Origin of the sequence: Nesterenkonia sp. YGD6 (genome assembly GCF_022565895.1) — a bacterium.
Classification (GTDB): Bacteria; Actinomycetota; Actinomycetes; order Actinomycetales; family Micrococcaceae; genus Nesterenkonia.
This window is the reverse complement of the sequence record NZ_JAJOYY010000006.1, coordinates 147538-161761: the sequence shown is the minus strand read 5'-3', so window position 1 is coordinate 161761 and position 14224 is coordinate 147538. Positions and strand designations below refer to the sequence as shown.

At 68.5% G+C, this 14224-nt stretch carries 12 protein-coding genes; 4 read left to right on the top strand and 8 right to left on the bottom strand.

Going from position 1 to position 14224, the window contains the following annotated elements:
- Positions 1-316: 316 nt before the first annotated feature.
- Positions 317-1099, bottom strand: coding sequence for a polyprenyl diphosphate synthase (gene uppS, locus LTI14_RS11300; RefSeq protein ID WP_241465152.1), 783 nt, complete (start codon positions 1097-1099; stop codon positions 317-319).
- A 212-nt stretch (positions 1100-1311) separates the two neighbouring features.
- Here uppS and trhA point away from each other — a divergent pair, with 212 nt between their 5' ends.
- Positions 1312-1941, top strand: coding sequence for a PAQR family membrane homeostasis protein TrhA (gene trhA, locus LTI14_RS11295; protein ID WP_241476605.1), 630 nt, complete (start codon positions 1312-1314; stop codon positions 1939-1941).
- Between the two features lie 4 nt (positions 1942-1945).
- On the opposite strand, the gene LTI14_RS11290 is transcribed toward trhA, so the two are convergent.
- From LTI14_RS11290 to mca, 4 genes are all read right to left on the bottom strand, one after another.
- Positions 1946-4165, bottom strand: coding sequence for a thioredoxin domain-containing protein (locus LTI14_RS11290; RefSeq protein WP_241476563.1), 2220 nt, complete (start codon positions 4163-4165; stop codon positions 1946-1948).
- Positions 4166-4300: 135 nt separating this feature from the next.
- Positions 4301-6517 (bottom strand): dipeptidyl-peptidase 5, encoded by a 2217-nt coding sequence (locus LTI14_RS11285; protein WP_241476561.1) that lies wholly within the window; start codon positions 6515-6517, stop codon positions 4301-4303.
- 118 nt (positions 6518-6635) lie between these two features.
- The gene (locus tag LTI14_RS11280; protein ID WP_241465155.1) at positions 6636-7010 is read right to left on the bottom strand and encodes a hypothetical protein; all 375 of its coding nucleotides are present in this window, start codon (positions 7008-7010) and stop codon (positions 6636-6638) included.
- Between the two features lie 118 nt (positions 7011-7128).
- Positions 7129-7986, bottom strand: a complete 858-nt coding sequence (gene mca / locus LTI14_RS11275; RefSeq protein WP_241465557.1) for a mycothiol conjugate amidase Mca — start codon at positions 7984-7986, stop codon at positions 7129-7131.
- Between the two features lie 233 nt (positions 7987-8219).
- On the opposite strand from mca, the gene LTI14_RS11270 reads away from it, so the two are divergent.
- The 3 genes from LTI14_RS11270 to greA all read left to right on the top strand — a co-directional run bounded on the left by LTI14_RS11270 (position 8220) and on the right by greA (position 10235).
- The gene (locus tag LTI14_RS11270; protein ID WP_241465156.1) at positions 8220-8657 is read left to right on the top strand and encodes a DUF4307 domain-containing protein; all 438 of its coding nucleotides are present in this window, start codon (positions 8220-8222) and stop codon (positions 8655-8657) included.
- 74 nt (positions 8658-8731) lie between these two features.
- The gene (locus LTI14_RS11265; RefSeq protein WP_241470399.1) at positions 8732-9589 is read left to right on the top strand and encodes a molybdate ABC transporter substrate-binding protein; all 858 of its coding nucleotides are present in this window, start codon (positions 8732-8734) and stop codon (positions 9587-9589) included.
- 145 nt (positions 9590-9734) lie between these two features.
- The gene (gene greA, locus LTI14_RS11260) at positions 9735-10235 is read left to right on the top strand and encodes a transcription elongation factor GreA (RefSeq protein WP_241465158.1); all 501 of its coding nucleotides are present in this window, start codon (positions 9735-9737) and stop codon (positions 10233-10235) included.
- A gap of 127 nt (positions 10236-10362) precedes the next feature.
- Here the strand turns inward: greA and ilvA are convergent, their stop codons facing one another.
- The 3 genes from ilvA to LTI14_RS11245 all read right to left on the bottom strand — a co-directional run bounded on the left by ilvA (position 10363) and on the right by LTI14_RS11245 (position 14163).
- Positions 10363-11649 carry a threonine ammonia-lyase gene (ilvA, locus tag LTI14_RS11255; RefSeq protein WP_241465159.1) on the bottom strand — a complete coding sequence of 429 codons (1287 nt, stop codon included), beginning with the start codon at positions 11647-11649 and terminating at the stop codon, positions 10363-10365.
- Entirely contained in the window at positions 11646-13100 is a 1455-nt protein-coding gene (locus LTI14_RS11250; protein ID WP_241476559.1) for an AI-2E family transporter, read from the bottom strand. Before LTI14_RS11250 ends, ilvA begins: the two co-directional genes overlap by 4 nt.
- 145 nt (positions 13101-13245) lie before the next feature.
- On the bottom strand, positions 13246-14163 hold the full coding sequence (locus LTI14_RS11245) for a Bax inhibitor-1/YccA family protein (protein WP_241465161.1): 918 nt from the start codon (positions 14161-14163) through the stop codon (positions 13246-13248).
- Positions 14164-14224 lie beyond the last annotated feature (61 nt).

The window sequence follows — 14224 nt, the reverse complement described above, 5'->3', positions numbered from 1 at the left end:
GGAGGCCACGGTTTCTCCATATCCGGAGACACAGAAGGTCCCGCCCGCGAGTCCTGGTGGAAGGCGCCTGGTGGCGCATCCGGCTCGTGGCGGAACCTTGAACTGTCCCCGTTGTGATTCGCAAGGGTGGTCGGTTCGGCCCTGCGGGGCCGGTCCGACCCCTTCTACGCGACGCCTGCGGCATACGTGATCGGGCCTCTCCGGTCAGTGTTCTGACACTTCAGAGCGTACTCCGGCATCGAACTACATGGCAGTAGTTCTGGTGAGTTCCGGGTGACGAACGGGTAAACAGCTCAAGCCGGGACGGAAGTGGCGGTCAGTTTCCGAAGCGTCGTTGCCGCTGTGCGTAGTCGCGCAGCGCGCGGACGAAGTCCACGCGGCGGAAGTCGGGCCACAGCGCCTCGCAGAAGTAGAACTCCGAGTACGCCGACTGCCACATCAGGAATCCGGAGAGCCGCTGCTCACCCGAGGTGCGGATGATCAGATCAGGGTCGGGCTGACCGCGGGTGTAGAGCCGGTCGGCGATCGAGCCCGGGGTGAGCTGCTCGGCGACCTCACTGATGCTGCGGCCCTTGGACTCGGCGTCGCGGAGCAGCTCCTTGACGGCATCCACGATCTCCTGGCGCCCGCCGTAGCCCACCGCCACGTTCACGTGCACGGCCGGCTCCTCCTCGGCGCGGGCAAGCTCGGCGTCCACGCAGCGCAGCCGCTCGGCCAGCGGCGCGGGCAGCAGCTCGGGCTGCCCGACCGGGTGGACCCGCACGGGGCGTCCGCCGGGGCGGGATTCACACAGCCGCTCGAGAGTGTCGCCGATGATCTCCATGAGCTGGTCCAGCTCTTCGGCGGACCGGCTCATGTTGTCCGTGGAGAGCATGTAGAGGGTCACCGTGGGCACGCCCAGCTCGGCGCACCAGTCGATGAACTCCACGATCTTGTTCGCGCCCGCCAGGTGCCCGTCGGCGGCGGGGGTGCCGGCGAGCTTGGCCCAGCGCCGGTTGCCGTCCACGACCACGCCGATATGCTGCGGGATCCGGTCCTGCGGCAGTGCGCGGCTGATCTGCCGTTCATAGACGGCGTAGGCGAGGGAACGCAGCCCCATTGGACCTCCTGCTGGGTGGATGCATTCCCACCCTAAGGGACGGCCCTGGGATCTGGGCCCGAGCGTGGTGCGCGTCCGAGTGCGGCGTGCGCCACAATATATTACTGAGCGGTCACATGTGGCTCTACACTGGTGCCGTGGCCCCGAACAAGCATGAGACCGAGCTTCCTGATCGCAGCACCGCCCCTGCGGAGCGGCTCTTCGATTCCGAGATGCCGCTGAAGCCGCGGATGCGCGGCTGGCTGCACGCTGGCATGGTGCCGCTGGCCCTGATCGCCGGCATCGTGCTCATCGCTCTGGCCCCCTCAGGCACGCTGCGCGCCGCCTCGGTGGTCTATGTCATCACCGGGCTGCTGCTTTTCGCAGTCTCGGCCACCTATCACCTGGGCACCTGGTCTCCGCGCACCGCACGAGTGCTCAAGCGCCTGGACCATACCAACATCATGCTGATCATCGCCGGCACCTACACCCCGCTGACCCTCGCGCTGCTTCCGGAGCCCCGCGACCTGATCCTGCTCGTGGCGGTCTGGATCGGAGCCCTGGGCGGGGTGGCCTTCCGGGTGTTGTGGACCGACGCTCCGCGCTGGCTCTACACCCCGGTCTACATCATCCTGGGCCTGGCGGCGCTGGTGTTCCTCGGGGACTTCTTCGCCGCCGACGTCGCCGCGGCCACGCTGATCTGCGTCGGCGGGGTGTTCTACATCGTGGGCGCGGTCTTCTACGCGCTCAAGCGGCCGAACATCTCGCTGCACTGGTTCGGGTTCCACGAGCTCTTCCACGCCTGCACGCTGATCGGGTTCATCTGCCACTACATCGCGATCATGCTGGCGCTGCTGGACTGAGCGGTCACCCGTCAAGCGCGGCCAGGGCCTGATCCACCGAGCCCACCGGGGGCAGGCAGATCATGGTGCCTACGGAGTTCAGGCACACGCTCAGGCGCAGCGGGGTCTCCGTGCCCACCGCCTCGACAGCCACCGGTTCCACCGGCACCCCGTGCAGCGCGCCCGCCCGACGCACCTGGGCCAGGTCTTCGGCGGTGCCGGCGAGGAACCGGAGGGCCGGTGACCGCCGTCCGGCGCGCCGAGCGACCAGCAAGGATGCTCCGATCACCGTGGGCGCCTTGGACGCAGCGAGCTTCACATGCTGCAGGATCAGGCCAGGCCTGAGATCCTCGGCCCCGAGCAGCTCCAGCGCCTCCGCCATCTGCAGCGCCTGGGCCAGTGCGGCGACGCTGCTGGGCTCAGGCCCATCCAGCGGGGTGGCGAACAGCGGCCCCTGCTGAGCGGCGGCGAGCAGGCCCGTGGTGTCCGGGCTCTCCAGCAGCTGGATCTCGCCGTCCGTCCGGCGCACGAAGTTCTGCAGAATCTGGCGCAGCACGGCGGCTCCGCGGCGGACCCATGCGGCGTCCGCGCCGGCGGAGCCGAGCTGGAAGCAGGCCACGGCGAGATGCGCGTGATCGGCAAGTCCGCCCAGCTCGGCGGCGGGGACTCCGGCATAGGAGATCCGCCGGACGCGCGCCCGGCCGACGTCGTCGCTGGCGTCGTCGCTGGTGTCGTCGCTGGTGTCGTCGCCGGCGTCGCTGGCGGGTTCGAGCGTCACATGGGTGCGCCAGAGCTGTTCGGCGAGGGCCTCGGCCCGCCCCAGCAGTGCGGAATCGTCCCAGAGTGCGGCTGCCGTGGCCATCGAGGAGATCGCCTGCGCATTCCAGGCCGCGACGACCTTCTCATCCCGCGCCGGCTGATCCCGCAGCGCACGACGACGGCGCAGCTCCGGTGCGACCTGTTCCCACAGCTGCGTCTGGGCCCGGGTCAGCGGCTCATCGAAGTGCAGGGTGCGCGGAGTCTGCGCGGTGATGTCCAGCGGGGCGCCCTGCGTGATCGCCTGCTCATCGGCGGGCACGCCGCGGTTCAGCGCCACCAGCTGCTGCCCCTGCTCCTCCCCCAGGCCGGCAGCCCCGGCGGCGTCGAGCAGCTCGGCGTCGGAGAACAGGTAGGCGGCGCCCTCGGCATGCCGACCATGGGCATCCACGGTGTCGGCGTCGAGGGAGGAGGCGAGCAGCCCTGAGTCCGGAAGCAGCATCCGTTCGGTGAGCCAGTCCAGGCTGAGCCGGGCCTGGCGCTCGGCACGTGCACGCTGTGTGGCATCGGCCGCGGGGTGCACGCTGAGCCGGGCATAGTGCCCGATGAGCTGGGCGTTGTCGCAGAGCATCTTCTCGAAATGCGGCAGCGCCCAGGCGAGATCGGTGGCGTAGCGCGCGAAGCCGCCTTCGACCTGGTCGAACAGCGCCGAGCGGCCGAGGGTCTCCAGCGTGCGAAGCGCCATTCCTGCGGCGACGGAGCCGGGGTCCCATGCGGACTCCTCGAGCAGGAAGCCCAGCAGCGGGGAGGGTGGGAACTTCGGCGCGGACCCGAACCCGCCGTGGACCAGGTCCTCCTGCTCGCTGAGCACCGCCAGGGCGGCTGCGACCAGTCCGTCGAGCTCTGCAGGCTCCATGGTCGCGTGCGCACCGGGCACGCCGTCGTCGTCCTGGGTGTGGACCATGGTGGCCAGTCCTGCCTGCTGTCGACGCTGAATGCCGAGGGACTCGGCGATCTTGCCCGCCGAGGTCTCGACCTCCGCGCGGCGTTCGGTCCAGGCCGCATGGACGGCGTCGAGGACTTCGGCGAAGGACGGGACCTGTCCGACCCGTCGGGGTGGGAAATAGGTGCCGGCGTGGAAGACCCGCGCATCGGGGAGGGTGAAGACGCTCATCGGCCAGCCGCCCTGCCCGGTCATCGCCTGGGTGGCGGCCATATAGGTGTCATCGACATCCGGGTGCTCCTCGCGGTCCACCTTGATCGCGACGAAGCGCTCATTCAGCGTCTCGGCGAGCGCAGGGTCCGCGAAGGACTCGCGCGCCATCACGTGGCACCAGTGACAGGCCGCATAGCCGATGGAGACGAAGACCGGGACGTCCCGGCGGCGCGCCTCGGCGAAGGCTTCGGCTCCCCACGGGTACCAGTCCACGGGATTCTCCGCGTGGGATCGGAGGTACAGCGAGGAGCTTTCGGCGAGGCGGTGTCCCATCCGTCCAGTCTTGCGCACCCGCGACCCGGCGTCGAGCGCCTGCTCCCGCGTTGAGGGGCGGAAATTCCGGGCATCTGATGCCTCGAACCCGCTCAACCGCTCGGAGAATCCGCCCCTCAACGCGGCAGGGACACGTCAGCGGCTCAGCTCAAGGTGCGGGATCCCCTCCGGCTCGAAGCTGAAGATCTGTCCGTAGAAGCTCAACGAGGCCTCGAAGCTGGTGATGATGTTCTCCGCCTTGCGGAAGCCGTGCTGCTCTCCGGCGAAGAGCAGATAGGCGTGCGGAATGGACTTCGCGGCGAGGGCGTCGCGGAACATCTCGGCCTGGTTCGGCGGAACGATCGGGTCCTCGTCACCCTGGAGCAGCAGCACCGGGCAGCTCAGCGAGTCCACGTGGTTCAGCGGTGCCCGCTCGCGGTAGATCTCTGCGGCCTCCGGGTAGGGGCCCACGAGCCCGTCCAGATAACGGGACTCAAAGTCATGGGTGTCCTCGGCCAGCGCCACCAGGTCGGCGACGCCGAAGCTCGAGACCCCCGCGGCGAAGGTCTCGGTGCGGGTCAGACACGCCAGGGTGGTCCATCCGCCGGCGCTGCCGCCCTCGATCCCCAGCCTTCGGGGGTCGGCGATGCCCTCGGCGACCAGGTGCTCCATCACCGCGACGGTGTCCGCCACATCCACCACGCCCCATCGGCCCTTGAGCCGGTCGCGGTAGGCCCGACCGAACCCGGTGGAACCGCCATAGTTGATGTCGACCACCCCGATCCCGCGCGAGGTGTAATAGGCGATCGCGAGCGAGAGTCCGACGGCGGCCTGGCCGGTGGGTCCGCCGTGCACCTGTGCGATGAACGGGGGCAGCTCCCCCGCCGGAGCGGCGAAGCCAACCTGGCGCGGCCGGTAGAGCACCGCGTGGATCTCCTGCCCGGAGTCGTCCTGCACCGTGATCGGCTCCGGGGCCGGCAGCAGCGCCGGGTCCGGGGCGTCATCACGGGAGGACCGGACGACGCCGGGACGGTCGACCCGCCATCGTCCGTCGCTGACGACGAGCGGGCCGACGCTGATCGCGGAGAACTCGGTGGTCGACGCACCGTGGATCGCGAGCGCACCGTCCTGGCGCAGGCTCACCCCGGCGATGCTGGTGTGCGGCAGCTCCAGGGGCACCACGGTGCCGGCACGCAGGTCGAGCACGCCCAGCGAGTCCGTGGCGGTCCCGTGGATGCACAATGCGTGGTCAGCGTCGATCAGGGTGACCCAGCGCTGGCCCAGCTGCCACAGCGGCCCGGCATACTCCTGCTCATCGACCAGCAGCTGGCGCGGCGTCTCGATCGCTGCGGGCCCACCCTTGGTACGAGTCTGGGTATCGGTCTGGGGCCCGGTCTGCCCGGTCTGCCCGGTCTGGGGCCCGGTCTCCACGGTCTGCACGGTCCAGGGGTTCCACCATCCGGAGCGGTCGCTGAGGTAGATGAGTTCGCCGTCACGGCGCCACTGCGGCTGCAGCACCGAGACCTCGGGGCCGCCGTCGAGGACGTGATCGTCGACCACGATCCCGCCGGCGACGCGGCCCACGTGCAGCGCGGTGCCGTCCCACGGCATCTGCGGGTGCTCCCAGGAGATCCAGGCGAGCTGAGTCCCGTCAGGTGAGAGCTGCGGGTGAGCGACGAAGCGCGAGGCAGGCGTGACTCGTCGCAGCGCGCGCTGGTCCTCGGCGGCTGAGCCGTCCAGCGGGAGGGCGGCGATCGAGCGCTCCACGAGCGGGGCGCCCGTGGCGTCGTCGCCGTCGAGGTGTTCCTCACAGACCCACCACACCTCCACGGTGCCGTCGGCGAGGGAGACCGCCGTGGGCTGGGCCCAGCGCAGCGAGGGCCCGCCTGCAGAGGCGACCTCGGGGCCCACCGGGCTGATCGGCTGCGGAGTCCCACCCTCGACGAAGGCGTAGACCCGCTGGTCGGTGAAGTTCACGAACAGCACCAGCGGCGCCCCGGAGGCCCCCTGATCCGGCCGGGCGCCCTCTGGCGGTGCGGTCGCGGCGGGGGTCCCAGCGGTCAGTGCGATCCAGGAGGAGCCGCCGTATTCGTGGACCCGTGACCGCGCATTGAACGGCGCCGGAAGCACCGTCACGGTGTGCGGGTGCATCAGCTGGGTCGGGCGGGCCGCGTCGTCGTGGGTCCGAGCGGCGCTGAGTGGATCTGCGTCGGTCCGGACGATGGTCTGCCGGCCACCCTCGGCGGCGAGCGCCTCGGTCCACCAGAGCTGCTCCCCCACCCACTGCGGGGAGCCCAGGCGGTTGCCGCCTACTGCGAGCTGTTCCGCGGAGATGCTCGATGGCCAGGATCCGTGAGGGAGAGTTGTCACCATGGCGCCAGTGTAGGACACCCCACCCATGCGTTGAGGGGCGAATTCTGCGAGGAGTTCAGTGGGTTCCCGGTCTCAGATCCACGTAGAATCCGCCGCTCGACGCAGGAGGGGACCCGGCTCAGCGGGAGGGTGGGTGGGGTTCGTTCTCGGCGGGCGGGGCCGGAGTCGTGGGGCTTGGGCCGAAGCGGGCTTCGGCGGCGGCGTCGCGGGAGCGCTGCTGGGCCGCTGAGATCTCGGCTTCGGTGATCTCTCCGGGGAACTCGGCCTCGTCCTCGCCGTACTCGGCCTCCACCTGCGCCCGGTACTTCATCCGGCGCATGCGCTTGACCAGGTCCCGGACCACCACGATGAGCAGCACCACGACCAGCGCGGTGAAGAGGAAGCCTTCGATCCCCGGGGTGATGTCGGCCTCTTCCAGCCCAGGGCGAAGCTCGGGAGCGTCACCGCCGCCCCCACCTGGCCACGGGTTGTTGACCGAGGGAATTAGAACCACAGGTGTCTCTGCCTTTGAACGTCGTCAGTCCTGACGGACCGGGCTTTTTCGGCAGCCGCCGACGGCGGCCATCGACTCAAGTCTACGCGTTGTAGAAATCCGGCACCGCACCAAGTCTTCAGCGCAGGCCGCTGAAGAGATCGTATTCCGGCAGCTCGGTCTTCACCCGGGAGTCGACCAGCACGTAGTCGTCATAGGGCCAGACCTCGCGCAGGAAGTCGTTGGGAGTCGCGAAGAAGAACCCGTCGGGCTCCACCTGGGTGCGGTGGGCGCGCAGGGCGCGGTCGCGGTGCTCCAGGAAGGTGCCCACCGGGATCTGGGTGGTCACCTCGTGCTCGGTCATCCATGGGATCGACCCGTCACGGAAGCGCAGCAGTCGATCCTCATAGGGGGACTTGTGCCCGGCCTCCAGCAGGGCCTTGTGGATCGCCTCGAACCGGCCGGGGTTGAAGGCCCGGTCGTAATAGAGCTTCTGCGGCTCCCAGGCCTCACCGAGGCCCTGGTACCTGGTGGGATCGCCGGCATCCCGGTAGGCCTCCACCGTGATCTTGTGACTCATGATGTGGTCCGGGTGCGGGTAGCCGCCGACCTCGTCATAGGAAAGGATCACGTGGGGCTTGAATCGGCGGACCAGGCGCACCAGCGGGGCCGTGGCCTGCTCCAGCGGCAGCGTCGCGAAGCTCCCGAAGGGAAGCGGCGGCGTGGGGTCACCTTCGGGCAGCCCGGAATCGGCGAAGCCCAGCCAGACATGGGAGATGTTCAGCGCCGCGGCAGCCTCGGCCATCTCCATCCGGCGCACCCCGGGGAGGTCGCGGTGGGTCTGCAGGATCTCCCCCGCGGCCGGGTTCAGCAGATCGCCCTGCTCACCCCCGGTCGCCGTGGCCACCATGACTTGAGCACCGGCAGCCGCGTAGGCCGCCATCATGGCGGCACCCTTGGAGGACTCGTCATCGGGGTGGGCGTGCACGGCCAGCATGCGCAGGCCTGAGGATCTCGGAAGGCTCTGCGCCTTGGCGCCGGCGAGCGCCGCCGCAACCTCGGTGCCGACACCGCCCCCGACGTCGGTGCTGGCACCGGCGCCATGGTGTGCGCCGCCCGCGCGGCCGGCCCGGGAATTCGGCTGAACCGATGCGGCGGTGGAGGCGGCCGGTGGGGACTTCTTCGAGAGGGTGCGGTGTGAGCTCTGCATAAGCACCTAGAATAGTCCTGATGACTGAGTCCAGCACCACCGACGCCGCTGCCTCCACTGAGCTTCAGTCCAGGTACGGCACCCCGAGGCGCAGCGCGTCCGCGAGATCCCAGCGCTGGATGATCATCGGCGCCCTGGTGCTGGCCTTCGGAGCCATCGTCTATTTCACGGTGGGCAATGCGGTCGGTCAGCTCACCCATAACGACGTCGGGTACACGATCATCTCGGACACCGAAGCCTCGGTGGACTTCGAAGTGTCAAAAGACCAGGATGCTACTGTTCAGTGCATGATCCATGTGCTGGACAACAGCTACGCAGTTGTCGGCGCCCGGGTCATCACCATCGGTCCGCACGAGGGATCGAGCCCAGGGGATCGCAGCGAGTATTACCGCACTGATGTGCGGACGGAGTCCCGCGGAGTCACCGGAGTGGTGGACTCCTGCTGGGACGTCGACTGACCGCCGCAGCACCCGCATCACACACAGAGCTCTAGCAGACGGGCTCCACACCCTTTTCTCAGGGGAGCCTGTCCATGAAACCCGATTCTCTCTTCTTCCGACTCCGCGGCGTGATCGCGCTCGTGCTCCTGCTCTGCTTCGTCGCGGCATTCGTACTCAGCGCCTGCGGCCCTGCCACCGGAGTCTCCGCAGGTGAAAATCGCAGCGTGACCGTGCTGGCGGCACCCTCCACGGCCCCCGCACTCGACGCGCTGCGCTCTGATCTTCATGACCGGCAGAGCGGAGTCTCCGCCCAGGTCGAGTACCTCGGCAGCGACGCGCTCGAGCGCGCGATCGAGTCTGGCCACGACGCCGACCTGGTCCTGACCGCCTCGCGGGACCAGATGCTGGCACTCACCCAGGACGGGAGCATCGAGGGTGATCCGATTCCACTGGCGAGCAACCGACTGGTGCTGGTCGCCACGGCGGAGAATCCCTTCGAGATCCTGGACTTCGACGACTTCGCCGCGCGCGCCGCTGACCTGAGGGTGAGCACCTGCGCCGGAGATGCTCCCTGCACCGAACAGATCACCGACCTCTCCGGCACCTTCGACCTGGATCTGACCGACGAGGAGTTCCACGTGGCCCGCGCAGGCTTCTCCGCAGAGCCGGACAGCGCGCTGCAGAACCTCACCGAGGGCAGCAGCGACGCCGCCCTGGCGTATGTCACCGACGTACTGGCCCAGGACGTCCCGCTGCAGACCTTCGAGATCCCGCAGTTCCAGCAGAGCACCACCCAGGTCTGGGCCGGGGTGCTCACAGACCCCGAGAACTCCGGCGCGGCGAATGAGTTCTTCGGCATCCTTGCCGGTGAACGCGCCCGTTCAGCCTTCAGCGAAGCGGGCTTCCTTCCCGCCCCTGTCGCGGAAGCTGAGGCCAGTTCCGATCAATAGCCACGGTCCTGATTGAGAATCCGGAGCACCCCCACTAGCATGTGGGGAACGCATCAACACCCCGCCGAGGCATGTCCCGGGCTCAAGGGCCAGAACGCATGCCGTCCAACGGCGGGGTCTTTGCATGAATAAGGAGAGCTGAACCGTGTCAACGAACACCCCCGAGATCGACGAGAACGCTCAGTGGCTGACCCAGGAGGCCTACGATCGGCTGAAGGGCGAGCTCAAGCACCTCAGCGGACCCGGTCGCCAGGAGATCGTTGACCGCATCGAGTCTGCTCGCGAAGAGGGCGACCTCAAGGAGAACGGCGGCTACCACGCCGCGAAGGAGGAGCAGGGCAAGGCCGAGGCGCGCATCCGCTACCTCAAGGACCTGCTGGAGAACGCCTATGTCGGCGATGCTCCCACCGGCGACACCGTGGTGCCCGGGATGCTCGTGGAGGCCAAGATCGCCGGCAACACGATGAAGTTCCTCTTCGGCAACCGCGAGATCGCCGGAGACACCGACCTGGAGGTCTACTCCGAGCGCTCCCCCATCGGCGAGGCGATCAACGGCGCCAAGCCGGGAGACAAGCTCAGCTACGCCGCACCCAACGGCAAGGACATCCCGGTGGAGATCCTCTCCGCCGAGCCCTTCGGCGGCTGAGAGCCGCACCCCGCAGCACGACGACGACGGCCCCCTCCACTGGGAGGGGGCCGTCGTCGTGTCTGGGAGGTGCTCGGTGCTTGGGGAGCATCCCAGCGCCGCTGGAGTGCCCAGCTGCGGGGCCTGCTCAGTGCTGCGGGACCATCGGTTCGTAGCCCTGGGCGCGCAGCCGGTTGAGCACCCGCTCAGAGTGCTCGGCGCCCTTGGTCTCCATATTGATCACGATGGAGACCTCCCCCATGGACAGCGCCCCACCGATCCGGCTGTGGTCCACCCCGGTGACGTTCGCGTCGGCGTCGGCGATGATCTGGGAGATCGTGGCGAGCTCACCCGGAAGATCCTTGAGCATCAGCTTCACGGTGAGGAACCGGTTCGCGGCGGAGAGGCCGTGCTGGATCACGCGCAGCATCAGCATCGGGTCGATGTTGCCCCCGGAGAGCACGGCGACGACGTTCTTGGGCCTGATCCCCAGGTCGGCGAGCTTGCCCTCCATCAGAGCCGCGACGGGCACCGCGCCTGCGGGCTCCACGACCATCTTGGAACGCTCCAGCAGGAAGATCAGCGCGCGGGCGATCGCGTCCTCGCTGACCGTGACGACCTCGTCGACGAGCTCCTTGATGATCTCGAACGGGATCTCCCCCGGCCGGCCCACGGCGATGCCGTCGGCGATGGTGCGCACCCCCTTGATCGGGACCAGCGCGTCGGCGGCGAGCGACGGTGGATACGCAGCCGCGTTCTCGGCCTGGACGCCGATGATCTTGACCTCGCGGCCCAGCCGGGCGGCCTGCTGCTTGATCGCCACGGCGGAGCCGGCCAGCAGCCCGCCGCCGCCGATGCCCATGATGACGGTGTCGACCGCGGGCTCCTGCTCCAGGATCTCCAGGCCGATGGTTCCCTGACCGGCGACGACGTCGGTGTTGTTGAAGGGGTGGATGAAGACCGAGCCGGTCTCGTCCGAATTCCGCTGCGCCTCGGCGAGGGCCTCATCGACATTGGAGCCGTGCAGGATGACCTCGGCCCCGTGGTCCCGGGTGGCCGCGAGCTTGGGCAGGGCCACCCCGTGCGGCATGTAGATCTTCGCGGTGATGCCCAGCTTCTTGGCAGCCAGCGCCACGCCTTGGGCGTGGTTGCCGGCCGACGCCGCGACGACGCCGCGGGACTTCTCCTCCTCGGAGAGTCGCGCCATGCGCACGTAGGCGCCGCGCACCTTGAACGAGCCGGCGCGCTGCAGGTTCTCGGCCTTCAGGTGCACGGTGGCGTCCACCATGCGCCCCAGTGCGCGCGAGTGCTCCATGGGAGTGCGCACGATGATGTCGGCGAGCAGCTCCTGGGCGGCCTGGATGTCTTCGAGCTGGACGCTCAGGTGCGCGCCTGGGCGCGCGACTGCCTCTGCGCCGTGCTGGATCTGTGTCATTCTCGCTTGCCCTCATCATCTGGATGGGTGTCGGTCCGGGTCTGAGCGGCAGTGCCGTGGCCAGCGTCCTCGGAGTCGGCATCGGGGTGTGGACGGGTGCCGGCCGCGGTGTGCGTCTCGGTGCGGTTCGGCTGCCCTTCCGCGGCGTCGACGCGGCGTCCGAATCCGCGCCTCTCGGGGTCCAGGCCGGGGATCGTCTGCTTGAACCGGCGGGTGATGTTCGCCAGCGAGGCCTGTTCCTCGGCCTCCTGCACCTCCTTCTGAGCAGCGCGCTTGACGGCTTCTTCCTTCTCCAGCTTCTCCATGGCCTTGGCCTCGGGGTCTGAGCGCCATTCCTCCTTCACCAGGTACCGCGCGGCCCGGGTGATGAAGGCCAGGACCGGCACGGCGAAGAGTGCGCCGACGATGCCCAGCAGGGTGGTGCCGGCGGTCACGGCGAGGATCACCGCCAGCGGGTGCAGCCGCACCGCCTTGCCCATCACGATGGGCTGCAGGATGTTGGATTCGATCTGCTGGACCAGCAGGACCACGCCGACCATCAGCAGCGCATTGCCCAGCCCATTGGCCACCAGGGCAAGGATGACGGCAACGGCGCCGGTGACCACGGCACCGACGATCGGGATGAAGGAGCCCAGGAAGACCAGCACGGCCACCGGCAGCGCGAGCGGCACTCCCAGCAGGGCCGCGCCGACGCCGATGCCCACCGCGTCGACTCCGGCCACGAAGACCTGGACGCGCATGTAGGAGCCCAGCGCGGTCCAGCCGCGACGGCCTGCGCCGTGGATGGCGGGGCGGTGCTTGCCGGGGGCGAAGAACACCAGGAAGTCCCAGATCTTGCGGCCATCGGCCAGGAAGAAGATCAGGGTGAACAGTGCGAGGATCAGTCCGACGACGAGGTTGCCCGCGGTGGAGCCCAGCGCCATGGCTCCGCCGAGGATCGCGTCAGAGTTCTCCTGCAGATAGGCGAGGCCTTCTTCGAGCCCCTGATTGATCTGGTCGGCAGAGATCTCGATGCCGAAGCGGGCGGCGGTGTCCTCGGCGAGGGTGACCAGCTCGAAGAGGCCTTCCTGGACCTGCGTGGCCATCTCGGCGAAGCCGGTGACCAGCTGCTGGCCGACCAGGTAGAGCAGTCCCGCCACGAAGCCGATGAGCACCAGCAGCGTGGTGATCGCCGCAACCACGCGCGGGAACTTCCACTTGACGAAGACGTTCTGCAGCGGGCGCAGCAGGGTGGCCAGCAGGGCGGCCACGAGCAGCGGGATCAGCAGCAGCGAGATGTGGCTGAGCAGCCAGATCATCACGCCCGCGAAGAGCAGGATGATGATGACGCGCCAGGACCAGGCGGCGGCGATCCGGATGCCCCATGGGACGTCTTCCTGGATCCGCTGTTCCTCGGCCATCCGGGGAGGGACGTCCTCTTCCATCAGCTCGAGCTTCTCGACAGTGTTCATTGCTACATCCTGCCATGGCAACAAGGGGGTGAATCGACGACGGGCCCGCCTGATGCTCGCGAGCATCGGGCGGACCCGTCGTGGTCTGCACGGTCTCAGCCGACCGGCGTGCTCACCGGCGCTGAGCTCTCAGTTCGGAGCGTGATCAATCCGCCATCGAACGTATGATCGCGATCACGCGCAGGATCTCGATGTAGAGCCACACCAGGGAGACGGTGAGGCCGAAGGCGGCGGCCCAGCCGTACTTCTGTGACACGCCGGCCTCCACGCCTTCCTGGATATTGGTGAAGTCCATGACCAGGGAGTAGGTGGCCAGGAGGATGGCGAAGGCGCCGATGGCGATGCCCATCCAGCCTGAGCGCAGGCCGAACATACCCATATCGGTGAACATGACCAGACCGAAGTTCATCAGCGAGAACACGGCGTAGGCGATGATCGCGACGAAGAACATCTTGTTCAGCTTCGGAGTCGCGCGGACCTTGCCGGACTTGAACAGCGCCAGGACGGTGCCGAAGACCGCCAGGGTGGCCAGCACTGCCTGCACGGCGATGCCGGGGAACATCATTTCCATGACCATGGTGAAGGCACCGAGGAAGAAGCCCTGGGTGGCGGAGTAGGCCAGGATCAGGGCCGGGTTCGGCTCCTTCTTGAAGGCGTTGACCAGGCCGAGGCCGAAGCCGGCCAGCGCCGCGATCAGTGCCAGCCCCATGATCGCACCCGGCATGACCATGCCGAGGGCGACGGCGCCGGCCGCGCCGAGCAGCACGACGGCGAAGCTGGTGACGGTCTTGCGGATGACATCGTCATAGGTCATCGCCGCGCCCTGGGAGCCGGCGGCATCGGGCAGGTTGTACTGGCGGTTCAGCTGATCCGCCCCGGCGGCCGAGGCCTGCTGGCCGGGCATGCCGTACTGGGCGGCGAAGGGCTGGCCCTGCGCGGGGCTCTGCTGGCGCGACTGCTCGGTCACGCCGCCCTGGTCATTCATATAGAACCGGCGCCGCTCGCGCTTCTTCTCGCTGAACTGGTCAGGGAAGGCACCGGTGTTGAAGATCGGGTTGGACATGTGTGACCGCACTCCTATCGGTGCTCGGGTGGATGTCTCATCGTCTGTCCCCGCAGGTCAC

Coding starts and splice junctions, on each gene's coding strand:
- uppS (WP_241465152.1), bottom strand. CDS start 1,099: ATGGGGCTGCGTTCCCTCGCCTACGCCGTCTATGAACGGCAGATCAGC.
- trhA (WP_241476605.1), top strand. CDS start 1,312: ATGCCGCTGAAGCCGCGGATGCGCGGCTGGCTGCACGCTGGCATGGTG.
- LTI14_RS11290 (WP_241476563.1), bottom strand. CDS start 4,165: ATGGGACACCGCCTCGCCGAAAGCTCCTCGCTGTACCTCCGATCCCAC.
- LTI14_RS11285 (WP_241476561.1), bottom strand. CDS start 6,517: ATGGTGACAACTCTCCCTCACGGATCCTGGCCATCGAGCATCTCCGCG.
- mca (WP_241465557.1), bottom strand. CDS start 7,986: ATGCTGGCCGTGCACGCCCACCCCGATGACGAGTCCTCCAAGGGTGCC.
- LTI14_RS11270 (WP_241465156.1), top strand. CDS start 8,220: ATGACTGAGTCCAGCACCACCGACGCCGCTGCCTCCACTGAGCTTCAG.
- LTI14_RS11265 (WP_241470399.1), top strand. CDS start 8,732: ATGAAACCCGATTCTCTCTTCTTCCGACTCCGCGGCGTGATCGCGCTC.
- ilvA (WP_241465159.1), bottom strand. CDS start 11,649: ATGACACAGATCCAGCACGGCGCAGAGGCAGTCGCGCGCCCAGGCGCG.
- LTI14_RS11250 (WP_241476559.1), bottom strand. CDS start 13,100: ATGAACACTGTCGAGAAGCTCGAGCTGATGGAAGAGGACGTCCCTCCC.
- LTI14_RS11245 (WP_241465161.1), bottom strand. CDS start 14,163: ATGTCCAACCCGATCTTCAACACCGGTGCCTTCCCTGACCAGTTCAGC.